Origin of the sequence: Streptomyces sp. NBC_00510, assembly GCA_036013505.1 — a bacterium.
Lineage (GTDB): Bacteria > Actinomycetota > Actinomycetes > Streptomycetales > Streptomycetaceae > Actinacidiphila.
Genome location: CP107851.1, coordinates 7682182 through 7703030, shown reverse-complemented (window position 1 = coordinate 7703030; position 20849 = coordinate 7682182). Strand labels below are relative to the sequence as shown.

Here is a 20849-nt window from a genome sequence, read left to right as displayed (position 1 = left end):
GAGCCTAAACAAAATACGGAGCGTACTCGCCCGGCAAGATCGCGCAAGTCCGCCGCTCCCTTTGCGGCGCCTCCGTGTCGCCCTGACCGCGTTCTTCGCCCTGGACGGATTCGTCTTCGCCGGCTGGGTCGTTCGCATCCCCGCCGTCAAGGAGCAGGTCGGCGCCTCGGCCGGGGCGCTCGGCCTCGCGCTGCTCGGCGTGTCGGCGGGGGCGGTCGCCACCATGATCCCCAGCGGGCGGCTGTGCCGGCGCTTCGGGGCCCGGCAGGTGACCGTCGGCACCGGTGCCGTCCTGTCACTGGGCGTCGCGCTGCCTCCGTTCACCCACTCCCCCCTCGCCCTCGGTCTCGTACTGCTCCTGCTCGGCGTGGGCTTCGGCGGCATGAACGTCGCGATGAACAGCGTCGCCGTCGACCTGGTGGCCGCGCTGCGGCGCCCCATCATGCCCGGTTTCCACGCGGCGTACAGCCTGGGCGGACTGGTCGGGGCGGGCGTCGGCGGACCGCTGGCCGCGCGGCTGACACCGGCCCAGCACCTCGTTGGCGTCGCGGTGTTCGGGCTCCTGGCCACGGTGCTGCTCGGGCGGCTCCTGCTCAGACACGCCGTCCCCCGTCCCGCGGAGCCCGCGGATCCCTCGGCCGTCACCATGGAGGGTGCACACGACACGGCGCGTCAGGCAGGCGGCCGGCGGATGGTCCCCGTCTTCGGCCTGATCGCGCTGTGCACCGCCTACGGCGAGGGAGCGCTCGCCGAATGGGGTCCGCTCCACTTTCAGGAGGACCTGCACACCGGTCCGGCCCTCGCGGCCACCGGATACGCCGCCGTCGCCCTCGCGATGACCGTAGGACGCCTCTCCGGCACCGCCCTCCTGTTGCGGCTTGGCCCGACCCGCGCGGTGGTGCTGGGCGGACTGACGGCCTGCGCAGGGATGCTGCTGGGGGCGTTCGGCCCCGAGGTCTGGCTCGTCCTGGCCGGCTTCGCGCTCACCGGGCTCGGGCTCGCCAACGTCTTCCCCGTGGCCATCGGCCGGGCCGGCGCCCTCGGCGGCCCCGGCGGTGTTGCCACCGCCTCCACCCTGGGGTACGCGGGCTTCCTGCTCGGGCCGCCCACGATCGGCTTCCTCGCCGACGCCTTCGGGCTGCCGGTCGCACTGACCACGGTCGCCGCGCTGGCGGCGGTGGCCGCCGTGGTCGCGCACACGACCCGGCACGCGTCCGCGGCCGCCGGAGTCTGACGCGTCGCATCCGGATTCCCCCGGCGTGCGGGAAGCGTCATGCTGGACGGTGCCCTGTGGACCGCACAGCAGCCGGAGGTGACATGCCGATCCCCCGAAGCTCCGGGCCGCCGCCCGGTCCGTGTACCGGGAGCGTGTGTCGCGCGTCTACTTGTGCCTGGTCGCCGCCGCCCTCGTCCTGGTCCTGCTCGACACCGCGTTCGTCTCGCACGCGGACGCGACGCTGTCCGGAGTGTGGCTCGTCCTGCTGACGTTGCCGTGGATGCCCATGTTCTGGTCGCTGTTCGACGCCATCGGCGGTCTCGGGGCGGCCGACGCCGCCCACGGCTGGGGTGGTTGGTCGACGGCGGTGGCGGCGGCCGTGGTGTCGGCGGTCCTCAACGCGGTGTTGTCCGGACTGGTGGCGCGGGCCCGCCGCCGGCGTCGCCCCGCGCACTGAGCCGGTACGGGCCCGGCTGTCGGTGCCGGCTGCCACAATCGCGTCATGGAGACAGCCGAGTTCATCGAGGTGCTGCGACGCGACGGCGGACTGCTCGCCGACGCGGCGGAAGCGGCCGGGCTCGACGCCGAGGTGCCGTCCTGCCCCGGCTGGCGCGTGCGCGAACTGGTCCGCCATCAAGGGGTCGTGCACCGCTGGGCGACGGGTTACGTCGCGGAGGGGCGGCGGCAGCCGGAGCCCATCGAGGCCGAGGCCCCCAGGGACGACGCCTCGGTCCTCCCCTGGTTCCGCGAAGGCCACGGGCTGCTGGTCGCGGCCCTCGATGCGGCGCCCGTCGACCTGGAGTGCTGGTACTTCCTCAAGGCCCCCTCCCCGCGGGCCTTCTGGGCGCGGCGCCAGGCGCACGAGACGGCGGTCCACCGGGTGGACGCGGAACTGGCCCTGGGCCGGGCCCCGTCCCCGGTGGATCCGGGGTTCGCGGCCGACGGCATCGACGAGTTGCTCGCCGGTTTCCACGTCCGGCCGAAGAGCCGGGTCCGCAGCGGGACGCCCAGGACGCTCCGCGTGCGCACGACCGACACCGACGCCGCGCGGGACGACTGGCTCGCGCGCATGTCGGCCAACCCGCTGTCCGTCGAACGGTCCGCGCCGGGCGAGGCGGACTGCACGGTGAGCGGCACCGCCGAGGAGCTCTACCTCACCCTCTGGAACCGGGGGGCGTACGAGAAGCTGCAGGTGACGGGGGATGACTCCGTGATCGACCTGTGGCGGCGCACGGCGGCGATCGACTGACGCACCAGGCGCGACGCAGGGCGGCGCCCCGGTTACCGGCCGGTAACTTCACCTGCTAGCGTCTTCGCATGGCACGACGTTCCCTCACGCCCGCCGCCCTGCACCGCGCGATCACCTGGTGGCCGCCCTACCTGTTCTCCGGCATCCGCGTCCTGCACATCGCCGACGACTGGAGTTCGGCCCGGGTCCGGCTGCGGCTCCACCGCTTCAACCGCAACTACGTGGGCACCCACTTCGGCGGATCGCTCTTCTCGATGAGCGACCCCTTCTGGATGCTGCTGGTCATGAACCGCCTCGGGCGCGACTACCTGGTGTGGGACCGCGCGGCGGAGATCGAGTTCGTCTCGCCCGGCAAGGGGGACGTGTTCGCCGACTTCAAGCTGACCGAGCACCGGCTCGAGGAGATCAGGGAGCTCACCGCGGGCGGCGACAAGGCCCTGGTGTGGTTCGAGAACGACGTCGTCGCGGACGACGGGACGGTCGTGGCCAGGGTCCGCAAGCAGCTGTACGTCCGCCGGAAGCGCGACTCCCGCTGAGCGGAAGGCCGCCGGCGACGCCGGAAACCCTCAGACCTGGCCGAGCATCCGCTCCAGGACGGCGCGCTGCACGGGCTTGACCTCCTCATGGCGCACCCGGCCCGCCTCGGTCAGCGCGACCCGCACCCCACGCCGGTCCTCGCTGCAGATCCCCCGGCTGACGAGGCCGTCCTTCTCCAGCCGGCCGACCAGCCGGGAGAGCGCGCTCTGGCTCAGGTGCACGCGGTCCGCGAGCTCCTGGACGCGGTAGGTGCATCCGCCGTCGTCGGGGTTGCCCTCGGCGAGCAGGTCGAGCACCTCGAAGTCGCTCGCCCCGAGTCCGTGCGGGTTCAGCTCACGGTCGAGTTCGCACGCGGTGCGCGCGTGCAGGGAGAGGACCTCCCGCCACCGCTCCACGAGCACATGCTCACTCTTCACGCCGGTCATGGCCGCAGGATAGCAGAAAATCAACACTGCATGTACGCACATTAAATGCGCTTGCATCTGATGCACATGCATGTAGTGTTCCTCGGCATGACCTCTCCGCACACCGCCGTCCCCGGTTCCGACGGGCGCTGGAGCGCCCGGCAGTGGGGCACCCTGCTGGTGCTCTGCGCCGCGCTCTTCCTCGACGCCCTGGACGTCTCGATGGTCGGCGTGGCCCTCCCGTCCATCGCGGACGACCTCGACCTGTCCACCTCGTCGCTCCAGTGGGTCGTCAGCGGCTACATCCTCGGCTACGGCGGCCTGCTGCTCCTCGGCGGCCGTGCCGCCGACCTGCTCGGCCGGCGCCGGGTCTTCCTCGTCGCGCTGGCCGTGTTCGCCGTGGCGTCCCTGTTCGGCGGACTCGTCGACTCCGGTGAACTGCTCATCGCCAGCCGCTTCGTCAAGGGCCTGAGCGCGGCGTTCACCGCCCCGGCGGGACTGTCCATCATCACCACGACCTTCGCCGAGGGGCCGGTCCGCAACCGTGCCCTCAGCATCTACACCACCTGCGGCGCGACCGGCTTCTCCATGGGTCTGGTCCTGTCCGGCCTGCTGACCGAGGTGGGCTGGCGCTGGACGATGCTGCTGCCCGCGCCCGTGGCCGTCCTGGCCCTCGTGGCCGGCCTCCGCCTGATCCCGTCGAGCCCCCGCGAGCGGCACTCCGGCCGCGGTTACGACCTGCCCGGCGCCCTGACCGGCACCGGGGCGATGCTGCTGCTGGTCTTCACCGTCGTCCAGGCTCCAGAAGCGGGCTGGAGTTCGGCCCGCACCCTGCTCTCCTTCGCCGCCGTCGCCGTCCTGCTGGCCGCCTTCGCGGTGATCGAGCACCGCAGCAGCCACCCCCTCATCCGGCTGGGCGTCCTGCGCTCGCCCCACCAGATCCGCGCCAACCTCGGCGGCGCCGCCTTCTTCGGCTCCTACGTGGGCTTCCAGTTCCTCGTCACCCAGTACATGCAGTCGCTGCTGGGCTGGTCGGCGCTGCAGACCGCGCTGGCCTTCCTGCCCGCGGGGGCGCTGGTGGCGCTCGCCTCCACGCGCATCGGTCCGCTGGTGGACCGCTTCGGCACGCCGCGGGTGATCGCCACCGGATTCACCCTGCTGTTCCTGGGCTACGTGCTCTTCCTGCGCGTCGACCTCACCCCGAGTTTCGCCGCGGTAATCCTGCCGTCGATGCTGCTGCTGGGCGCCGCGTGCGCGCTGGTCTTCCCGTCGCTCAACATCCAGGCCACCAACGGCGTGCGCGACGAGGAGCAGGGCATGGTCTCCGGCCTGCTGAACACCTCCTTCCAGGTGGGCGGCGCCATCTTCCTCGCGGTGGTGACCGCGGCGATCACCGCCGGGTCCGGTGACGGCCGCCCCGCCTCCCCGCAGGCCGTGCTCGACAGCTACCGCCCCGGGCTGGTCGTGGTCAGCGCGATCGCCCTGGCCGGACTCCTGATCACCCTCACGGGGCTGCGCCGCAGGGTGTCGTACGGCTTCGTCGTCGCCTCCTCCGACACCGCCACGCCGGTGAGCGAGGAGCGCAAGGTCCCGGTGCGGGACTGACCTGCCCGCAGCCTGGGGGCCCGCGCGCGCCACGGTCCGCGCGGGCCCCTGCGGTTCAGCCGAGCCAGCCGGGCCGCACCAGGCCGGATTCGTAGGCGAGGACGACGAGCTGGGCCCGGTCCCGGGCGCCGAGCTTCACCATCGTGCGGCTGACGTGCGTCTTGGCGGTGAGCGGGCTCACCACCAGGCGGCGCGCGATCTCCTCGTTGGACAGACCGATCCCGACCAGGGCCATCACCTCACGCTCCCGCTCGGTGAGCCGGTCGAGTTCGGCCGCGGCCGAGGGCTCCTTGGACCGGGCGGCGAACTCGGCGATGAGCCGCCGGGTCACGCCGGGCGACAGCAGCGCGTCGCCGTCCACCACCGCCCTTACGGCACGCACCAGTTCCTCCGGCTCGGTGTCCTTGACCAGGAAGCCCGAGGCGCCCGCCCGGATGGCCTCGAAGACGTACTCGTCGAGCTCGAACGTGGTGAGGATGACGACCCTGACCCCGGTCAGCGCCGCGTCCTCGGTGATCAGGCGGGTGGCCTCCAGTCCGTCCATGACGGGCATGCGGATGTCCATCAGCACCGCGTCCGGGGTGAGTTCGCGGACCAGGCGCAGCGCCTGGGCGCCGTCGGAGGCCTCCCCCACGACCTCGATGTCGGGCTGGGCGTCCAGCAGGGCGGCGAAGCCCGCGCGTACCAGGAGCTGGTCGTCGGCGAGCAGGACCCGGGTCATGGGTTCTCCTTGTCGGGGACGGGCGGCGGCGCGGCGCCGGCGGCGAGCGGCAGACGGGCCAGGACGCGGAAGCCGCCGTCGGCTCGGGGTCCGGCCTCGACCGTGCCGCCGAGCGCCGCCGCCCGCTCGCGCATGCCGAGCAGCCCGTTGCCGCCACCGGAGTCGGGGGCGTGGTCGGCGGTCGTGGTGGCGGGGCCGTCGTCGTCGACCCGCAGTTCGACGGCGTCCCGGCGGCGGGTGACGCGGATGCGGGCGGTACGGGAGCCGGAGTGGCGGATGACATTCGTCAGCGCCTCCTGGACGATGCGGAACGCCGCCAGGTCGACGCCCGGTGGCAGGGCGCCGGTGCGGCCGTCGCGGGTGATGTCGACGGCCAGGCCGGCGCCCGCGGCCTGTTCGAGCAGTTCGGGCAACCGGTCCAGGCCCGGTGCGGGCGAGCGGGGTGCCTCCCCGGGGCTGCGCAGGGTGCCGAGCACCTGGCGGACCTCGCCGAGCGCCTCCTTGCTGGCCGCCTTGATGGTGGTCAGTGCCTGCCGGGCCTGCTCGGGGCGCTCGTCCATGAGGGCGAGGGCCACCCCCGCCTGCACGTTGATGACCGAGATGCTGTGGGCGAGCACGTCGTGCAGCTCGCGGGCGATGCGCAGCCGCTCCTCGTCGGCGCGGCGCCGTTCGGCCTCGGCCCGCTCCCGCCGGTCGCGGACGAACTGTTCCCTGCGCAGCCGCCACAGCTCGGCGACGGCGAGGATCGCCAGCAGCCAGGCGGCGGCCCCCGACACCTGGGCCCACGAGGCGGCCTCGTCCCCGGCGGGCGGCAACCAGCGGTACAGCCACACGGTGATGAGCAGGTAGGCCGTGTACAGGGCGGCCGCGATGATCAGGACGGCTCTGCGGCGACCGGCGGCGACGGCCGTGAAGTAGGCGGCGACGATGCTCAGGAAGACCGGCCCGTACGGGTAACCGGCGGCGACGTAGACGAGCGTGACGGCCGATACGGCGGCGGCGACCGCGACGGGCGCGCGGTTGCGCCACAGGAGCAGGACCGGCCCCGCGAGCAGGAGCGCGTACCCGAAGTGGCCGAGGGCGACCCGGCCGGGCGCGTTGTGCGCGGCGGCCGTGGTGCCGACCACCTGGACGACGGCGATGATCAGCGACGAGACCCACGGGTGGCGCGGGCGCTCGCCGCCGCCGCCGCGGGAGTGGCCGGGCCCGGTGTGGCGCCGCCAGGCCCCCCAGGGCGGGCCGCCACCCCGTGTCACGTCGTCGGTCATGCGGCCACGCTAGACCGGGGGGCGGCGGGTCGGCGTCCGGTCGGCGGGGTGATCGCGTCTACTCCCCGTGGAGTACGCGCTCACGGCGGAGCCCCGCTTGGTGCGCGAGGCCCGCGACGGCGTGGTCGAAGAAGTCGTCGCGCGCCTCGACCACGTTGTTGAACTGGCCGAACACCTCGAAGCTGACGAGCCCGAAGAGCTGCGCCCAGGCGGCCACGAGGGAGGGGATCGCCCGTGCCGGCAGGTCGCGGTCGAGGTCCTTGCCGAGCCGCCAGGCGTCGGCGTGGGCGGCCTCCGACAGCGGGGCGTCGGCCGGGGAGGCGGCGAGCGCCCCCGCGGTGTGGGCCTGCTCGGCCACGGCGATCAGTGCCAGCCCGACCCGGGACGCGGGGCCGATCGTGTCGAGCGGCGCGGAGTAGCCGGGCACGGGGGAGCCGTAGATGAGGGCGTACTCGTGCGGATGGCCGAGGGCCCAGCGGCGTACGGCCCGGCAGACCTCGCTCCAGCGCTCCACGGGGTCACCGCCCGCGCGGGCCAGGGCCCCCTCGGCGGCGGCGCCCACCGCGTCGTAGGCGTCGATGATGAGGGCGGTGAGCAACTCGTCCCGGCTCGGGAAGTAGCGGTAGAGCGCGGAGGAGACCATGCCCAGCTCCCGCGCGACGGCGCGGAGCGAGAGCCTCGATGCGCCTTCGTCGGCGAGCTGCCGGCGCGCCTCTTCCTTGATGGCCGCGGTCACTTCGTCGCGGGCCCGTTCCCTGGCCGTTCGGATCACGCTCATGCGATCAGTGTACGCACGAATGGAGCGACGACCAAGAAAGAGAGCAGTGCTCTTGCCATGGAGCGCCAGGGCGTGCACACTGTTCTCAAGCGAGAGCACCGCTCACGGACCGTCCTCGGTCCACGGCCCGCGCGTCACGGAGGAGTCCTCATGTCCGAGCACGTCATCAAGCCCGGCTGGTTCACGGTCAACGTCTTCAACCGCGCGGTGGCCTGGCTGACCCGCCGCGGTCTGAGCGTGTGGGGCTCCCGCGTGCTGGCCGTCCGCGGCCGCAAGAGCGGGGAGTGGCGGCGCACCCCGGTCAACCTGCTGGTGGTGAACGGGGAGCGCTACCTCGTGGCGCCGCGCGGGCACGTCCAGTGGACGCACAACATGCGCGCCGCCGGCGGCGGTCGGCTGCTGCTGGGCAAGAACGTCGAGGAGTTCAGCGCGACCGAGGTCGGCGACGACGTCAAGCCCGAGGTGCTGCGTGCCTACCTCAAGCGCTGGAAGGCCGAGGTGGGCGTGTTCTTCGGCGGGGTGGGCGCGGACTCCACCGATGAGGAACTGCGCGCCATAGCCCACAAGCACCCGGTCTTCCGCATCACCGAGCTCCGGCCCGTCAGCTGAAGCGGACCTCCACCTTCTCGAACCCCAGCGAGGTCAGCAGCTGTACCAGCATGGCCCGGGTGTTGGTCTCCGCCCGCTTCGTCAGCTCGGTGGACTTGGCCGCCTGCTGGATCTTCTTCGCGGCGAGTTGCTGGACCTGCTGTTCGTCCCCCGGGTGGGAGGAGAAGAAGTCGCCGAGCCGGTCGAAGAAACCGCGCTCCTGGGCCACCACGTAGGAACGGTCGGGGTCGAGCGAAGTCCGCTCGAGTTGGGCGTGGGGCAGGGTGAGGACGGCGGAGGTACGGTCCTCGGAGACCGTGACGCCCTTCGGGCCCACGTCACCGAGGTCCACGTAGGCGTCGACACTGCCGGCCCCCACGTAGAGCGTGCGCCTGCCGCGCACGGCATCGGGAAGGAACTTGGCGTCCTTCTCCAGGTCGACCACGACCTGGAACTGGCCACTTGCTCCTTCGAAGCGGCTCATGTCCTGGATCGCCTTGAGCACCACGGGACCACTGCGGTCCTTGGTCTCCTCGGCGAAGGGATTGGGCAGACCCGGTATCAGGTCCGCGCGCGCGACCAGGAACAGAAGTCCGCCGAGCACGACGAGCCCGGTGAGTGTACGCACCCACCACGGCAGTCTTCCGTCTACGTTCCTCAAGGGCATGACGAGGACACCTCCCATAACGTCTCTGCCCCTCAACTCCGCCTTTATGACGCCCGGGAGGGTGCCAACAGGAGGTCAACGACGGTCGAACGACTCCAGCGCGCGACGGGCCAGCGGATGCGTACGGACCAGCTCGGCGAGCGAGCTGGAACCGCGGGTGATCTTAGCGAAGGCGTTCCACGCCGGGGGGAGGGTTGTGAGAGCCGCGTGCAGCAGACCCGGACGCTTCTCGAAGACGCCCAGCATCCGGCGGCCGACGCCCATCTCGACCCCGAGGCCGGCCTTGACGGCGAACGCGTAGTTCAGGGCCTGGCGACGCGCGTCCACCGCGTCGCTCGCCTCGGCGATCCGCACCGCCCACTCCCCCGCCAGGCGGCCGGAGCGCAGCGCGAAGGAGATGCCCTCGCGGGTCCACGGCTCCAGCAGCCCCGCCGCGTCACCGCAGACCAGCACGCGGCCGCGGGAGAGCGGGGAGTCGTCGGCGCGGCAGCGGGTGAGGTGGCCGGAGGAGATGCTCGGCTCGAAGCCGGCCAGACCGAGCCGCCCGATGAAGTCCTCCAGGTAGCGCTTGGTGGCCGCGCCCTCGCCGCGCGCCGAGATGACGCCGACGGTCAGGGTCTCGCCCTTGGGGAAGACCCACCCGTAACTGCCGGGCAGCGGGCCCCAGTCGATGAGCACCCGGCCCGCCCAGTCCTCGGCGACCTCCGCGGGCACCGGGATCTCGGCCTCGAGCCCCAGGTCGACCTGGGCCATCTTGACGCCGACGTGGGCGCCTATCCGGCTCGCCGAGCCGTCGGCGCCGACCACCGCGCGGGCGAGGATCGTCTCGCCGTCGTTGAGGACCACCGCGACGGTCCGCCGGTCGGGGACGGAGGTGCCGTGCTGTTCGACCCGGGAGACCTGGGCCCCGGTCCGCAGCCGAGCGCCCGCGTCGACGGCCGCGTCCACCAGCTGGGCGTCGAACTCGGGCCTGTTGATCAGCCCGAAGAGCATCTGCCGCGACCGGCGGGTCCGGGTGAGCCGGCCGTTGAGGCTGAAGGTCACCGCGTGCACCCGGTCGCGCAGCGGGAGCTCGAAGCCCGGCGGCAACGCGTCGCGGGAGGGCCCGATGATGCCGCCGCCGCAGGTCTTGTAACGCGGCAGTTCGGCCTTCTCCAGCAGGAGCACACGGCGTCCCGCACTTGCCGCGGCGTAGGCCGCCGAGGCCCCGGCCGGCCCGGCACCCACCACGACGACGTCCCACACCGGCATGCCGTCGACGTCCTCCGCCGAACCGCCGTCCTGCGCCTGGTACTCGCTGCTCACGTGTGCTTCCCGCTCCCGTTCGACCTGCCGACTGCCGTCGCCCCTGCTCAGCCGCATACTAATCCGCGGCTGAGCGAGGCCGCCTGTGGCACCATCGATCACGACCACCGGTCCACGAACATCGCGTTCGGCCTGTCCCACCCATCAGGAGCGCCCATGTCCGCCGCACCACTCGCCGCAACCGTCGCCGCACTGATGCCGCGGGCCAGGACCGAGCTGGCCGAGCTGGTGTCGTACCGCTCGGTGGCGGATCCGCGGCAGTTCCCCAAGAGCGAGTGCGAGCGGGCCGCCTCATGGATCGCCGACGCGCTGCGCGCCGAGGGCTTCGAGGACGTCGCCCTGCTGGACACCCCGGACGGCACGCAGTCGGTGTACGGCTACCTGCCCGGGCCGGAGGGAGCGCCCACGGTGCTGCTGTACGCGCACTACGACGTGCAGCCGCCGCTGGACGAGGCCGGCTGGCTGTCGCCGCCGTTCGAGCTCACCGAGCGCGACGGCCGCTGGTACGGGCGCGGCGCGGCCGACTGCAAGGGCGGCCTGATCATGCACCTCACCGCCCTGCGCGCGCTGCGCGAGAACGGCGGGGTCCCGGTCGGCGTGAAGATCATCGCCGAGGGCTCGGAGGAGCAGGGCACCGGCGGTCTGGAGCGCTACGCGGAGGAGCACCCCGAACTGCTCGCCGCGGACGCGATCGTCATCGGCGACTCCGGCAACTTCCGCGTCGGCCTGCCGACCGTCACGGCGACCCTGCGCGGCATGGCGCTGGTCGACGTCAAGGTGACCACCCTGGAGGGCAATCTGCACTCCGGCCAGTTCGGCGGTGCCGCACCGGACGCGCTGGCCGCCCTGGTCCGCATCCTGCACACGCTCCACGACGACTCCGGTGCCTCCACCGTGGCGGGCCTCACCGCCGACGCCGCCTGGGACGGGCTGCAGTACGACGAGGGCGACTTCCGCGCCGACGCCAAGGTGCTCGACGGCGTGGAGCTGATGGGCACCGGCACGGTCGCCGACCGTCTCTGGGCCCGCCCGTCGGTCACCGTCATCGGCATCGACGCGCCTCCCGTGGTCGGCGCCACGCCGTCCGTGCAGGCCACCGCGGGTGCCAAGGTCAGTCTGCGGGTCCCGCCGGGCGTGGACGCCCAGCAGGCGGCCAAGCTGCTGATCGCCCACCTGGAGGCCGCCGCCCCCTGGGGGGCCCGCGTGGAGGTCACCCAGGTCGGCAGCGGCCAGCCGTTCCGCGCGGACACCTCCAGCCCGGCGTACGCCTCCATGGCGGAGGCGATGCGCACCGCGTACGGCACCCAGATGGAGATCGCCGGCATGGGCGGCTCGATCCCGCTCTGCAACACCCTGGCGACGCTCTACCCCGAGTCGGAGATCCTGCTGATCGGCCTGAGCGAGCCGGAGGCGCAGATCCACGCGGTGAACGAGAGCGTCTCCCCCGAGGAACTGGAGAAGCTCTCGCTCACCGAGGCGCTCTTCCTCCAGAAGTACGCCGCCAAGGCCGTCTGAGCCCCGGTGGGCGGCCGGGACGCGCCCGTCGCCCCTCAGCCGCCCACCGGCACGCCCGCCTCCAGGTTGAGCACGGTGGCCCGCTCCCGCGCCCGCAGCGCCCAGCACAGCCGGGTGTGCCGGACGGGCGGCAGCATGGAGGCGGCCTCGTCCTCCGTGGCGAAGCGCCAGCCCCGCAGCTCGGCGCCGGGCAGCAGGAGGCGCTCGGCGTCCGCGGCGGGCAGCCGCCCGCCGTCGAAGAGCAGCCGCAGACCGCCGTATCCGGGCGGCAGCGGCGGTTCCCAGTCGACGACCAGCAGCCGGGGCACCACCGGGAGCCGCAGGCCGAGTTCCTCGGCGACCTCCCGCATGCCGGCCCGGGCGGGCGGCTCACCGGGCTCGACGACCCCGCCGGGGAATTCCCAGCCGGGCTTGTAGGTCGGGTCGACCAGCAGCACCCGGTCGTCCTCGTCGAAGAGCAGCACGCCCGCCGCGAGGGTCTCGGCGGTGGGCTCCGGGGTCTGCACGATGTCGCAGGAGCCCGCGCCCTCCCGTATCGCCTCGGCGATCCGCTCGGCCGTCGCGCGGGAGGTGAGCCCCGCGGTGTCGACGACGTGGGCGTCCGCCGTGAGCCAGGGCAGTGCCTCCTGGTAGGCGGGCAGGTGGTCCAGACACCAGGCGCGGACCCCCGCGCTGGCCTCGGCGTCGCCCGGGATGTCGGCGCGCTGGTCGATCCGCTCCCGCAGAACCGTTTCCTCAGCGTGCAGCAGAACATGCCGCACAGTGATCCGGCGGGCCGCGAGCCCGCCGAAGATCTCGTCCCGGTACTCCTGCCTCAGCAGGGTCATCGGCACCACGAGCGGTCCCCCGCCCACCTCGGCGAGCAGTGCGGCGGCGGTGTCGACGACCAGCCGCCGCCACGCGGGCAGCTCCTGGTAGTCGGAGACCTCGCCCAGCCGCTTCTCCGGGAGCATCAGCCGCAGTCCGCTGCCGATGAGTTCCGGATCGTAGAGCACGCTGCCCGGCAGCAGTTCGAGCAGTTCGCGTGCCGCAGTGGTCTTCCCCGCGCCGAACGTGCCGTTGAGCCAGACGATCACGGTGCCCCCTCTTCCGTAGCCCGGTAGCCCCCTACGAATTGCCCGGATCATCGGCGTCGGCAAACGCGCAGACCCGGCCATCGGCGCATACCGGTGGCTTCGGCACCCGCGAACACCGTGGTCAGCCCTCGTTGGCCCCCGGGGTCAGTCCGGCGATGAACTGCCGCCGCAGCAGCATGGTGGTCCGGGTCCGCGAGGCCCTCGTCGTCGCCTCCCGCGACCACCACGACCACGCGGTGCCGGCCGAGGCGCCGAACGGGAGCCGCCCCGCCAACTGGTGGGCGCCTCCGAATCCCCCTCGCACGCAAGCAGGTGGTCGACGGATTCGACACGGTCCGCGTCAAGCACGTACGACCCGCCCGGAACCGTCGCCCACGAGCGCGCCTCCCTCTGGGGCATGCTCGACCACACGCCCCGGCCGATCTTGGAGATCCACGAGTTCCTGGACGGCGTCGGCACGCACCGCGACAACCGTCCCGTCGCGCTGTTCCGGGCCTACGAAACCTCCGCCGACCCGGTGGGCAAGTGCTATGACGCCCGGCACCTGCTCCTCGCTCGGCCAGGCCGTCCCCGGCGCGTCGGCGGCCGGATTCACGGCCAACCCGCTCTCGACGCTCTCCGCCTTCGTCCCGGCCGATCCGCAGCTGCGAGGTCGACAAGCCCGGGAAGCGGGCGCGGCTGACCGCGCCCACCGGGCCGTGACGGGGGCGTCGCGACAGGACGCGGTGGGCACGACTGCGCGCTCCCGCGCGAACGGGTGAATCTCCTCCTCCGCGAGGCACACCGGACCTCGCCCCCCGGCCGTAGGCCAGGAGAGGGACTGCGACGACCCGGACTAGGCGCCGGTCGCGAAGGCTTCCAGCCGCAGCGCCTGCGCCGCGGCGGCGGCCGCGCCGACCAGGCCCGCGTCCGTGCCGAGCACGGCGGGAACGACCTTCACCCCCGAGGCGAACGACAGCGTGGCGTACCGGCGCATGTGCGCGCGGAGGGGCTCGAAGAGCAGCGGGCCGGCGCCCGCGACACCGCCGCCGATCACCGCCACGTCGATCTCCACCAGGGTGGCCGTCGCGGCGATGCCCGCGGCCAGCGCCTGCGCCGCGCGGTCGTACGAGGCGAGGGCGAGGGCGTCGCCCTCACGGGCGGCCCGGGCGACGGCGGCGGCGTCGGACTCCTCGCCGTGGGCCGGACGCCAGCCGGACTCCAGGGCGCGCCGCACGATGTTGGGCCCGCTGGCCAGACGCTCGACACAGCCTCGGCTGCCGCAGGGGCACACGTCCCCGTCGAGGTTGACGCTGATGTGGCCGATGTGCCCGGCGTTGCCCGTCGGGCCGGGGTGGAGCTTGCCGCCGAGGACGAGACCGCCGCCGACGCCGGTCGACACCACCATGCACAGCGCGTTGTCGTGCCCGCGGGCGGCGCCCTGCCAGTGCTCTGCCGCGGTGATCGCGATGCCGTCGCCGGTGAGGACGACGGGCAGCCCACCGACCCGTTCGCCCACCTGGGCGACGACGGGGAAGTCCCGCCAGCCGGCGATGTTGACCGGGCTCACCGTGCCGCGGGAGGCGTCGATCGGCCCGGCGCTGCCGATGCCCACCGCGACGACCCGCGGCCAGCCCGCGGACTCCCGCAGTCCGGCCAGCACCTCCGCGAGCGATCCCATCACCGTCGCCGCGTCCCGGTCTGCGGGCGTCGGGCGCTGCACGCGTACGAGCAACTCGCCGCGGGCGTCCACCAGGGCACCCGCGATCTTGGTGCCGCCGATGTCCACGGCGGCGATCAGCGGGCCCGCACCGGCGGCACCCGACGGCGGGACGATGGACTCGGCAGAGCTCTCGAACGGCATGGGCGTAGTGTCGCCCTTTGTTGACAACGTTGTCCAGCCCATAGGATCACGCCGTGACCGATATTCCGCGTACCGCCCGTCCCACCATGAAGGATGTCGCGGCCCGGGCCGGTGTCGGCCTGAAGACGGTATCGCGTGTCGTCAACGAGGAACCGGGCGTCACCGAGGACACGATCTCGCGTGTCCAGGCGGCCATCGACGCCCTCGGATTCCGCCGCAACGACAGCGCGCGGCTGCTCCGCAAGGGCCGTACGGCCAGCATCGGGCTGGTCCTCGAGGACCTCGCCGACCCCTTCTACTCCCCGCTCAGCCGGGCCGTCGAGGACCTCGCACGGGCGCACTCGACACTGCTGTTCACCGGATCGAGTGCCGAGGACGCGGACCGCGAGCAGGAACTGGTGCTCGCCTTCTGCGCCCGGCGTGTCGACGGGCTGGTCATCGTGCCCGCCAGCGAGGACCACCGCTACCTCGAACCGGAGATCGCGGCCGGCGTCGCCACCGTCTTCGTGGACCGCCCCGCGGGCGGCATCGACGCGGACGTGGTCCTCAGCGACAACGCCGGAGGCACCCGCGAGGGCGTCGCCCACCTCATCGCCCACGGGCACCGGCGCATCGGCTTCATCGGCGACCTCCCCCGCATCCACACCGCGGCCGAGCGTCTGCGGGGATACCGGGAGGCGATGGCCGCCGCAGGGCTCCCCGTGCACGAGGGCTGGGTCTCCTGCGGGCCCACGGCCCCCGACCGCGTCCGCGCCGCCGTGGAGTCCATGCTGAGCGGCCCGGAACCGGTCACCGCCCTGTTCGCCGGCAACAACCGGATCACCGTGACCGCGGTCCGGGTCCTCGCCGACCGGCCCAGCGTGGTCGCCCTCGTGGGCTTCGACGACTTCGAGCTCGCCGACCTGCTGCGCCCGGCGGTCACCGTCGTCGCCCAGGAGCCCGGGCAGCTCGGCCGGACCGCTGCGGGCCTGCTCTTCCAGCGGCTCGACGGCTCGGCGGGCCCCCCCAAGCGGGTCGAGCTCGCCTGCCGCCTGATCCCGCGCGGCTCGGGCGAGCTCCCGCCCGTGCCGTGACGGCGCGGCGGGCGGTCAGGACGGCTCCTCCTCGACCAGCCCGCAGGTGAAGCCGAAGGACTCCAGGGCGCGGCGCCGCGCCGGGTCCGGCTCGGCCGCCGCCAGGTCGTCGAGCACCCGCAGGAACCGGGCGCGCTGACGGGGTGGCAGGTTGTGGAGCACCCACCCGGCGTGCTCCGCCGTCCTCACGGCGACATCGGGGGCTACCTCGTCGTCGGCGCAGGTGTCGAGGGAGTGGACGACGTCCACGACGATTCCGGCGAGTACCGGCACAAGCGGGTCGGTGTCCGTCGCGGGGGCACCGTGGCCGAGCGCGTGGCGCGGGCGCGCCGCGCCCGGACCGTCAGCAGGCATGTGCCATGGCGGTGAAGGTCAGCGCGGTGAAGGACCCCGGCCCGCCGTCGTACGCGACCGTCACCGTCCAGCCACCCTTGCCGAGGTTGACGTACGTACCGCCGCCGGGGCTGTTCTCCCGGCGCAGTTCCGTCCACCCGTGCTCGCGCAGGACCGCCGTCACGGCGGCGTACTCCCGCTCGCCCGCCCCCTCGGCGGCCGCCCAGGCGAGCATGCACTGCTCACTGGGCCGGTCGGACTCCTTGTCGGCGGTCACGGTCAAGCCCATCACCGTGTTCTCCGACCTGTGTACGCCGGACTGGTCCGCCGCCGCGTCGAGCTCCGCCTCCACCGCGGCACGGCTCAGCGGAACCGCCGTCACGGGCACGGCGCTTCCCGGTCCCGCAACGAGCCCCGCGAGCACGGTGACGGCACCCACCCTGAGCATCGCGCGCGTCACCGGCGAGCGGGGCGCCGGTGCCCAGCCGATCTCCTCCACGACGACACCCTCCCACGACGGACGGACAACCGGCACGCGTCGGGCGTCCGTTGACACCCCACCCCGTGAAACGATTCGATACCGGCCATGCCGCTCACCGACCTGCCGCTGGACGAACTGCGCCGCTACGCCCCGGAGATCGCCGAGCCCGGTGACTTCGACGCCTTCTGGGCCAAGACCCTGACCGCCGCCCGCGAGGCCGGCACCGACCCGGCCGAGTACCGCGCGGTCGACTCGCCGCTGGCCACGGTCGAGGTGTTCGACGTGCGCCTCCCGGGCTGGGGAGGCCAGCCGGTCGCGGCCTGGCTGCTGCTGCCCCGCGGGGCGGCCGCGCCGCTGCCCGGGGTCGTCACGTACATCGGCTACGGCGGCGGGCGCGGGCTGCACCACGAGAACCTGCTGTGGAGCGCCGCGGGCTACGCCCATCTGGTCGTCGACTCCCGTGGCCAGGGCCACGACACGCCGGACCCCGACCCCGCCCCGGGTCCGCAGTACGTCGGCGGGTTCATGACCCGCGGTGTGGAGGACCCGGAGCACTACTACTACCGCCGCCTGATGACGGACTGCGTACGCGCCGTGGACGCCCTGCGCGCGCACCCGGCCGTCGACGCGGGCCGGGTCGTCGTCTCCGGCGGCAGCCAGGGCGGCGGGCTCGCCCTCGCGGTGGCCGGGCTGGCCCCGGACGCGGTCGCGGCGGCCCTGGTCGACGTGCCGTTCCTCTGCCACTTCCGGCGGAGCGCGGAGACCGCCACCGAGGGGCCGTACCCGGAGCTCGCCCAGTACCTCGGCGTCCACCGGCGCATCGACCCCGAACGGCTCTTCGGCACCCTCGACTACTTCGACGGCGTCCACTTCGCCCCGCGCGCCACCGCGCCGGCGCTGTTCAGCGTGGGCCTGATGGACCCCGTCTGCCCGCCGTCGACGGTGTTCGCCGCGTACAACCGCTACGCGGGGCCCAAGGACATCACGGTGTGGCGGTTCGGCGACCACGGCGGCGGACGCGGCTCCCAGCCGTACGAGCAGATGCTGTGGCTGCGCGGCCTGGGACTCGCCCCTGCCACGGACCGGTAGCCGCCGCTCCCCCGGGTGGCGTGCTCAGGCGCAGGACGGGCACAGGCCGCGGTAGGTGACCTCGGCCTCGGAGACCGTGAAACCGAACCGCTCGCCGGCCGGGAGGTCTGCCAGCGGGTCGCCGGTGGGGTGGACGTCGCGGACGGTGCCGCACCTGGAGCACACCAGGTGCTGGTGCGGACGGTGCGCGTTGGGGTCGTAGCGCTTGGCGCGGCCGTCGGTGGAGACCTCTATGACCTCACCGAGGGAGACCAGCTCGCCCAGGGTGTTGTAGACGGTCGCCCGGGAGATCTCGGGCAGCAGCCGCGCCGCGCGGGCGTGCACCTCGTCGGCCGTGAGGTGCACGTGGTCGCCGTCCAGGACCTCCGCGACGACACGCCGCTGGGACGTCATGCGCCAGCCGCGCCCGCGCAGTCGCTCCAGCAGGTCGCTCATGTGTGCTCACCCGTTCCGCTCGGTGGACGTCCGGAATTCACCCCGTGGACGCGTCCGGGTTCTGATTGCCTATGGAATTGACGCTCTTCTTGACTTGGACTGCGTCCATCGTAGGATCGGTTCCGGCGCCAGCCAAGGGACAGGAAGACTCCAGTACGGCAGAAGAGAGGGACGTGACGGGACCACCGCCGAGCAGCCGCGCGGTGCCGCCTGGGAGTTACGGGCGCCCGCGTCGTACTGCCGTAGCCGGTCCTGGACCCGCTCTCCCTGTCATGCCGCCGGTGAGGCCCCCGTGCGCTCACCGCGACGACCCCCGCCAGAACGCGTCCGACGGCCCGCAGTCCTGAGCACCGTGATCCGCCAGGTCCGGAAGGATTCCCATGTCTGAGAACCACGAAGCAATCGTCACAGACGCCAAGACGGAGGGCGTGAACGGCTGCCCCGTCGCGCACGGGCGCGCCCCGCACCCGACCCAGGGCGGCGGAAACCGGCAGTGGTGGCCGGAACGGCTGAACCTGAAGATCCTCGCCAAGAACCCGGCGGTGGCCAACCCGCTCGGTGAGGACTTCGACTACGCCGAGGCGTTCAAGGCCCTCGACCTCGCCGCCGTGAAGCAGGACGTCCTCGAGGTCCTGACGACCTCTCAGGACTGGTGGCCGGCGGACTTCGGCCACTACGGCCCGTTCATGATCCGCATGGCCTGGCACAGCGCGGGTACCTACCGCATCAGCGACGGCCGCGGCGGCGCCGGCGCCGGCCAGCAGCGCTTCGCCCCGCTCAACAGCTGGCCGGACAACGGCAACCTCGACAAGGCCCGCCGCCTGCTGTGGCCGGTGAAGAAGAAGTACGGCCAGAGCATCTCGTGGGCCGACCTCATGATCCTCACCGGCAACGTCGCGCTGGAGTCGATGGGCTTCGCGACCTTCGGCTTCGCCGGCGGCCGCGAGGACGTCTGGGAGCCGGAGGAGGACGTCTACTGGGGCCCCGAGTCCACCTGGCTCGGCGACCAGCGCTACACCGGCGACCGCCAGCTGGAGAGCCCGCTCGGCGCCGTCCAGATGGGCCTGATCTACGTCAACCCGGAAGGGCCCAACGGCAACCCGGACCCGATCGCCGCGGCCCGCGACATCCGTGAGACCTTCCGCCGGATGGCGATGAACGACGAGGAGACCGTCGCCCTCATCGCCGGCGGGCACACCTTCGGCAAGACCCACGGCGCGGGCCCCGCGGACAACGTCGGTCCCGACCCCGAGGCCGCCTCGATGGAGGAGCAGGGCCTCGGCTGGCGGAACAGCTACGGCACCGGCAAGGGCGCCGACGCGATCACCAGCGGTCTCGAGGTCACCTGGACCAGCACCCCGACCCAGTGGGGCATGGGCTTCTTCGAGAACCTCTTCCGCTACGAATGGGAGCTGACGACCAGCCCCGCCGGCGCCAACCAGTGGGTGGCCAAGGACGGTGCCGGCGCGGGCACCATCCCCGACGCGCACGACTCCGCCAAGAGCCACGCCCCGACGATGCTGACCACGGACCTCTCGCTCCGGTTCGACCCGGTCTACGAGCAGATCTCGCGTCGCTTCCTGGAGAACCCGGACGAGTTCGCGGACGCCTTCGCCCGCGCGTGGTTCAAGCTGACCCACCGCGACATGGGCCCGGTCGTGCGTTACCTCGGTTCCGAGGTCCCGTCCGAGACCCTGCTGTGGCAGGACCCGCTGCCCGCGCGGACGCACGGGCTCGTCGACGCCGCCGACGTCGCCGCCCTCAAGGAGCAGGTCCTCGCCTCGGGCCTCACCGTGTCGCAGCTGGTGTCCACGGCGTGGGCGTCGGCCTCGTCCTTCCGCGGCAGCGACAAGCGCGGTGGCGCCAACGGCGCCCGTCTGCGCCTGGAGCCGCAGCGCGGCTGGGAGGTCAACGAGCCCGACGAGCTCGCCGTGGTGCTGCGCACCCTGGAGGGCGTCCAGGAGTCCTTCAACGCGGCGCAGTCCGGCAACAAGCGGATCTCGCTGGCCGACCTGATCGTGCTGGCCGGTTCCGCCGCCGTCGAGAAGGCCGCCTCGGACGGCGGTCACCGCGTCGAGGTGCCCTTCACGCCGGGTCGTGTGGACGCCGCGCAGGACCAGACGGACGTGGAGTCCTTCGCGGCGCTCGAGCCGGCCGCCGACGGGTTCCGCAACTACCTCGGCAAGGGCAACCGCCTGCCGGCCGAGTACCTGCTGCTCGACCGGGCGAACCTGCTGACCCTCAGCGCCCCCGAGCTGACGGTCCTCGTCGGCGGTCTGCGCGTCCTGGGCGCGAACCACGGGCAGTCGTCGCACGGCGCCTTCACCGCGACCCCCGGGTCGCTGACCAACGACTTCTTCGTCAACCTGCTCGACCTGGGCACGTCGTGGAAGGCGACCTCCGAGGACCAGTCCACCTTCGAGGGCCGTGACAACGTCACGGGCGAGGTCAAGTGGACCGGCACCCGTGCCGACCTCGTCTTCGGCTCCAACTCCGAGCTGCGCGCGGTCGCGGAGGTCTACGCGAGCGACGACGCGAAGGCGAAGTTCACCGACGACTTCGTCGCGGCGTGGGCGAAGGTCATGGACCTCGACCGGTTCGACCTCGTCTGACGGTCCACCTCTCCGGGACGTCCGGGCCGGCCCCAGCGGGGGCCGGCCCGGACG

22 protein-coding genes are annotated in these 20849 nt (G+C 73.0%); 10 read left to right on the top strand and 12 right to left on the bottom strand.

The features are described 5' to 3' along the window. The first annotated feature begins 61 nt into the window (after positions 1–61). The 4 genes from OG937_34880 (at position 62) to OG937_34865 (ending at position 3001) form a co-directional block, all read left to right on the top strand. A complete protein-coding gene (locus tag OG937_34880) occupies positions 62–1234 on the top strand; it encodes an MFS transporter (protein WUD76508.1) in 1173 nt (390 codons plus the stop codon). 136 nt (positions 1235–1370) lie between these two features. Then, positions 1371–1673 carry a hypothetical protein gene (locus tag OG937_34875; protein ID WUD76507.1) on the top strand — a complete coding sequence of 101 codons (303 nt, stop codon included), beginning with the start codon at positions 1371–1373 and terminating at the stop codon, positions 1671–1673. A gap of 45 nt (positions 1674–1718) precedes the next feature. After that, entirely contained in the window at positions 1719–2465 is a 747-nt protein-coding gene (locus tag OG937_34870; GenBank protein WUD76506.1) for a maleylpyruvate isomerase family mycothiol-dependent enzyme, read from the top strand. 68 nt (positions 2466–2533) lie between these two features. Then, positions 2534–3001 (top strand): DUF4442 domain-containing protein, encoded by a 468-nt coding sequence (locus tag OG937_34865; protein ID WUD76505.1) that lies wholly within the window; start codon positions 2534–2536, stop codon positions 2999–3001. A 30-nt stretch (positions 3002–3031) separates the two neighbouring features. Here OG937_34865 and OG937_34860 read toward each other — a convergent pair whose 3' ends face one another. After that, a complete protein-coding gene (locus tag OG937_34860; protein WUD76504.1) occupies positions 3032–3427 on the bottom strand; it encodes a MarR family transcriptional regulator in 396 nt (131 codons plus the stop codon). Positions 3428–3514: 87 nt separating this feature from the next. Between OG937_34860 and OG937_34855 the strand changes: the two genes are divergently transcribed. Continuing rightward, positions 3515–5011: an MFS transporter gene (locus OG937_34855; protein WUD76503.1), complete on the top strand. Its 1497-nt coding sequence runs from the start codon at positions 3515–3517 to the stop codon at positions 5009–5011. Between the two features lie 55 nt (positions 5012–5066). Here the strand turns inward: OG937_34855 and OG937_34850 are convergent, their stop codons facing one another. From OG937_34850 to OG937_34840, 3 genes are read right to left on the bottom strand one after another with little or no spacing between them, the layout of a single operon-like run. Then, positions 5067–5732: a response regulator transcription factor gene (locus OG937_34850; protein ID WUD76502.1), complete on the bottom strand. Its 666-nt coding sequence runs from the start codon at positions 5730–5732 to the stop codon at positions 5067–5069. Beyond that, a complete protein-coding gene (locus tag OG937_34845; GenBank protein ID WUD76501.1) occupies positions 5729–7000 on the bottom strand; it encodes a sensor histidine kinase in 1272 nt (423 codons plus the stop codon). Before OG937_34845 ends, OG937_34850 begins: the two co-directional genes overlap by 4 nt. A 58-nt stretch (positions 7001–7058) precedes the next feature. After that, a complete protein-coding gene (locus tag OG937_34840) occupies positions 7059–7778 on the bottom strand; it encodes a TetR/AcrR family transcriptional regulator (protein ID WUD76500.1) in 720 nt (239 codons plus the stop codon). A 150-nt stretch (positions 7779–7928) separates the two neighbouring features. Here OG937_34840 and OG937_34835 point away from each other — a divergent pair, with 150 nt between their 5' ends. After that, complete coding sequence (locus tag OG937_34835) at positions 7929–8387, top strand: nitroreductase/quinone reductase family protein (GenBank protein WUD76499.1); 459 nt, start codon at positions 7929–7931, stop codon at positions 8385–8387. On the opposite strand, the gene OG937_34830 is transcribed toward OG937_34835, so the two are convergent. Next, positions 8380–9051 carry a DUF4230 domain-containing protein gene (locus tag OG937_34830; protein ID WUD76498.1) on the bottom strand — a complete coding sequence of 224 codons (672 nt, stop codon included), beginning with the start codon at positions 9049–9051 and terminating at the stop codon, positions 8380–8382. The genes OG937_34835 and OG937_34830 overlap by 8 nt on opposite strands. A gap of 57 nt (positions 9052–9108) precedes the next feature. Continuing rightward, positions 9109–10284 carry a geranylgeranyl reductase family protein gene (locus tag OG937_34825; GenBank protein WUD78987.1) on the bottom strand — a complete coding sequence of 392 codons (1176 nt, stop codon included), beginning with the start codon at positions 10282–10284 and terminating at the stop codon, positions 9109–9111. A gap of 210 nt (positions 10285–10494) precedes the next feature. Between OG937_34825 and OG937_34820 the strand changes: the two genes are divergently transcribed. Further along, a complete protein-coding gene (locus tag OG937_34820) occupies positions 10495–11853 on the top strand; it encodes a dipeptidase (GenBank protein ID WUD76497.1) in 1359 nt (452 codons plus the stop codon). Between the two features lie 35 nt (positions 11854–11888). Here the strand turns inward: OG937_34820 and OG937_34815 are convergent, their stop codons facing one another. The 3 genes from OG937_34815 to OG937_34805 all read right to left on the bottom strand — a co-directional run bounded on the left by OG937_34815 (position 11889) and on the right by OG937_34805 (position 14772). Then, complete coding sequence (locus OG937_34815) at positions 11889–12929, bottom strand: NUDIX domain-containing protein (GenBank protein WUD76496.1); 1041 nt, start codon at positions 12927–12929, stop codon at positions 11889–11891. A 121-nt stretch (positions 12930–13050) separates the two neighbouring features. Then, a complete protein-coding gene (locus OG937_34810; protein ID WUD76495.1) occupies positions 13051–13233 on the bottom strand; it encodes a hypothetical protein in 183 nt (60 codons plus the stop codon). 531 nt (positions 13234–13764) lie between these two features. Then, entirely contained in the window at positions 13765–14772 is a 1008-nt protein-coding gene (locus OG937_34805) for an ROK family protein (GenBank protein ID WUD76494.1), read from the bottom strand. A gap of 86 nt (positions 14773–14858) precedes the next feature. Here OG937_34805 and OG937_34800 point away from each other — a divergent pair, with 86 nt between their 5' ends. Then, positions 14859–15845, top strand: coding sequence for a LacI family transcriptional regulator (locus OG937_34800; protein ID WUD78986.1), 987 nt, complete (start codon positions 14859–14861; stop codon positions 15843–15845). Between the two features lie 15 nt (positions 15846–15860). Here OG937_34800 and OG937_34795 read toward each other — a convergent pair whose 3' ends face one another. Together OG937_34795 and OG937_34790 are read right to left on the bottom strand one after the other, a co-directional pair. Next, positions 15861–16199 (bottom strand): hypothetical protein, encoded by a 339-nt coding sequence (locus OG937_34795; GenBank protein WUD76493.1) that lies wholly within the window; start codon positions 16197–16199, stop codon positions 15861–15863. After that, positions 16189–16713 carry a hypothetical protein gene (locus OG937_34790; GenBank protein WUD76492.1) on the bottom strand — a complete coding sequence of 175 codons (525 nt, stop codon included), beginning with the start codon at positions 16711–16713 and terminating at the stop codon, positions 16189–16191. The genes OG937_34795 and OG937_34790 overlap by 11 nt, the downstream gene beginning before the upstream one ends. A 51-nt stretch (positions 16714–16764) precedes the next feature. Between OG937_34790 and OG937_34785 the strand changes: the two genes are divergently transcribed. Continuing rightward, on the top strand, positions 16765–17748 hold the full coding sequence (locus tag OG937_34785; protein ID WUD76491.1) for an alpha/beta fold hydrolase: 984 nt from the start codon (positions 16765–16767) through the stop codon (positions 17746–17748). Positions 17749–17772: 24 nt separating this feature from the next. Here the strand turns inward: OG937_34785 and OG937_34780 are convergent, their stop codons facing one another. After that, complete coding sequence (locus OG937_34780) at positions 17773–18183, bottom strand: transcriptional repressor (protein ID WUD76490.1); 411 nt, start codon at positions 18181–18183, stop codon at positions 17773–17775. A gap of 380 nt (positions 18184–18563) precedes the next feature. Between OG937_34780 and katG the strand changes: the two genes are divergently transcribed. Further along, on the top strand, positions 18564–20795 hold the full coding sequence (gene katG / locus OG937_34775; protein WUD76489.1) for a catalase/peroxidase HPI: 2232 nt from the start codon (positions 18564–18566) through the stop codon (positions 20793–20795). Positions 20796–20849: the final 54 nt, after the last annotated feature.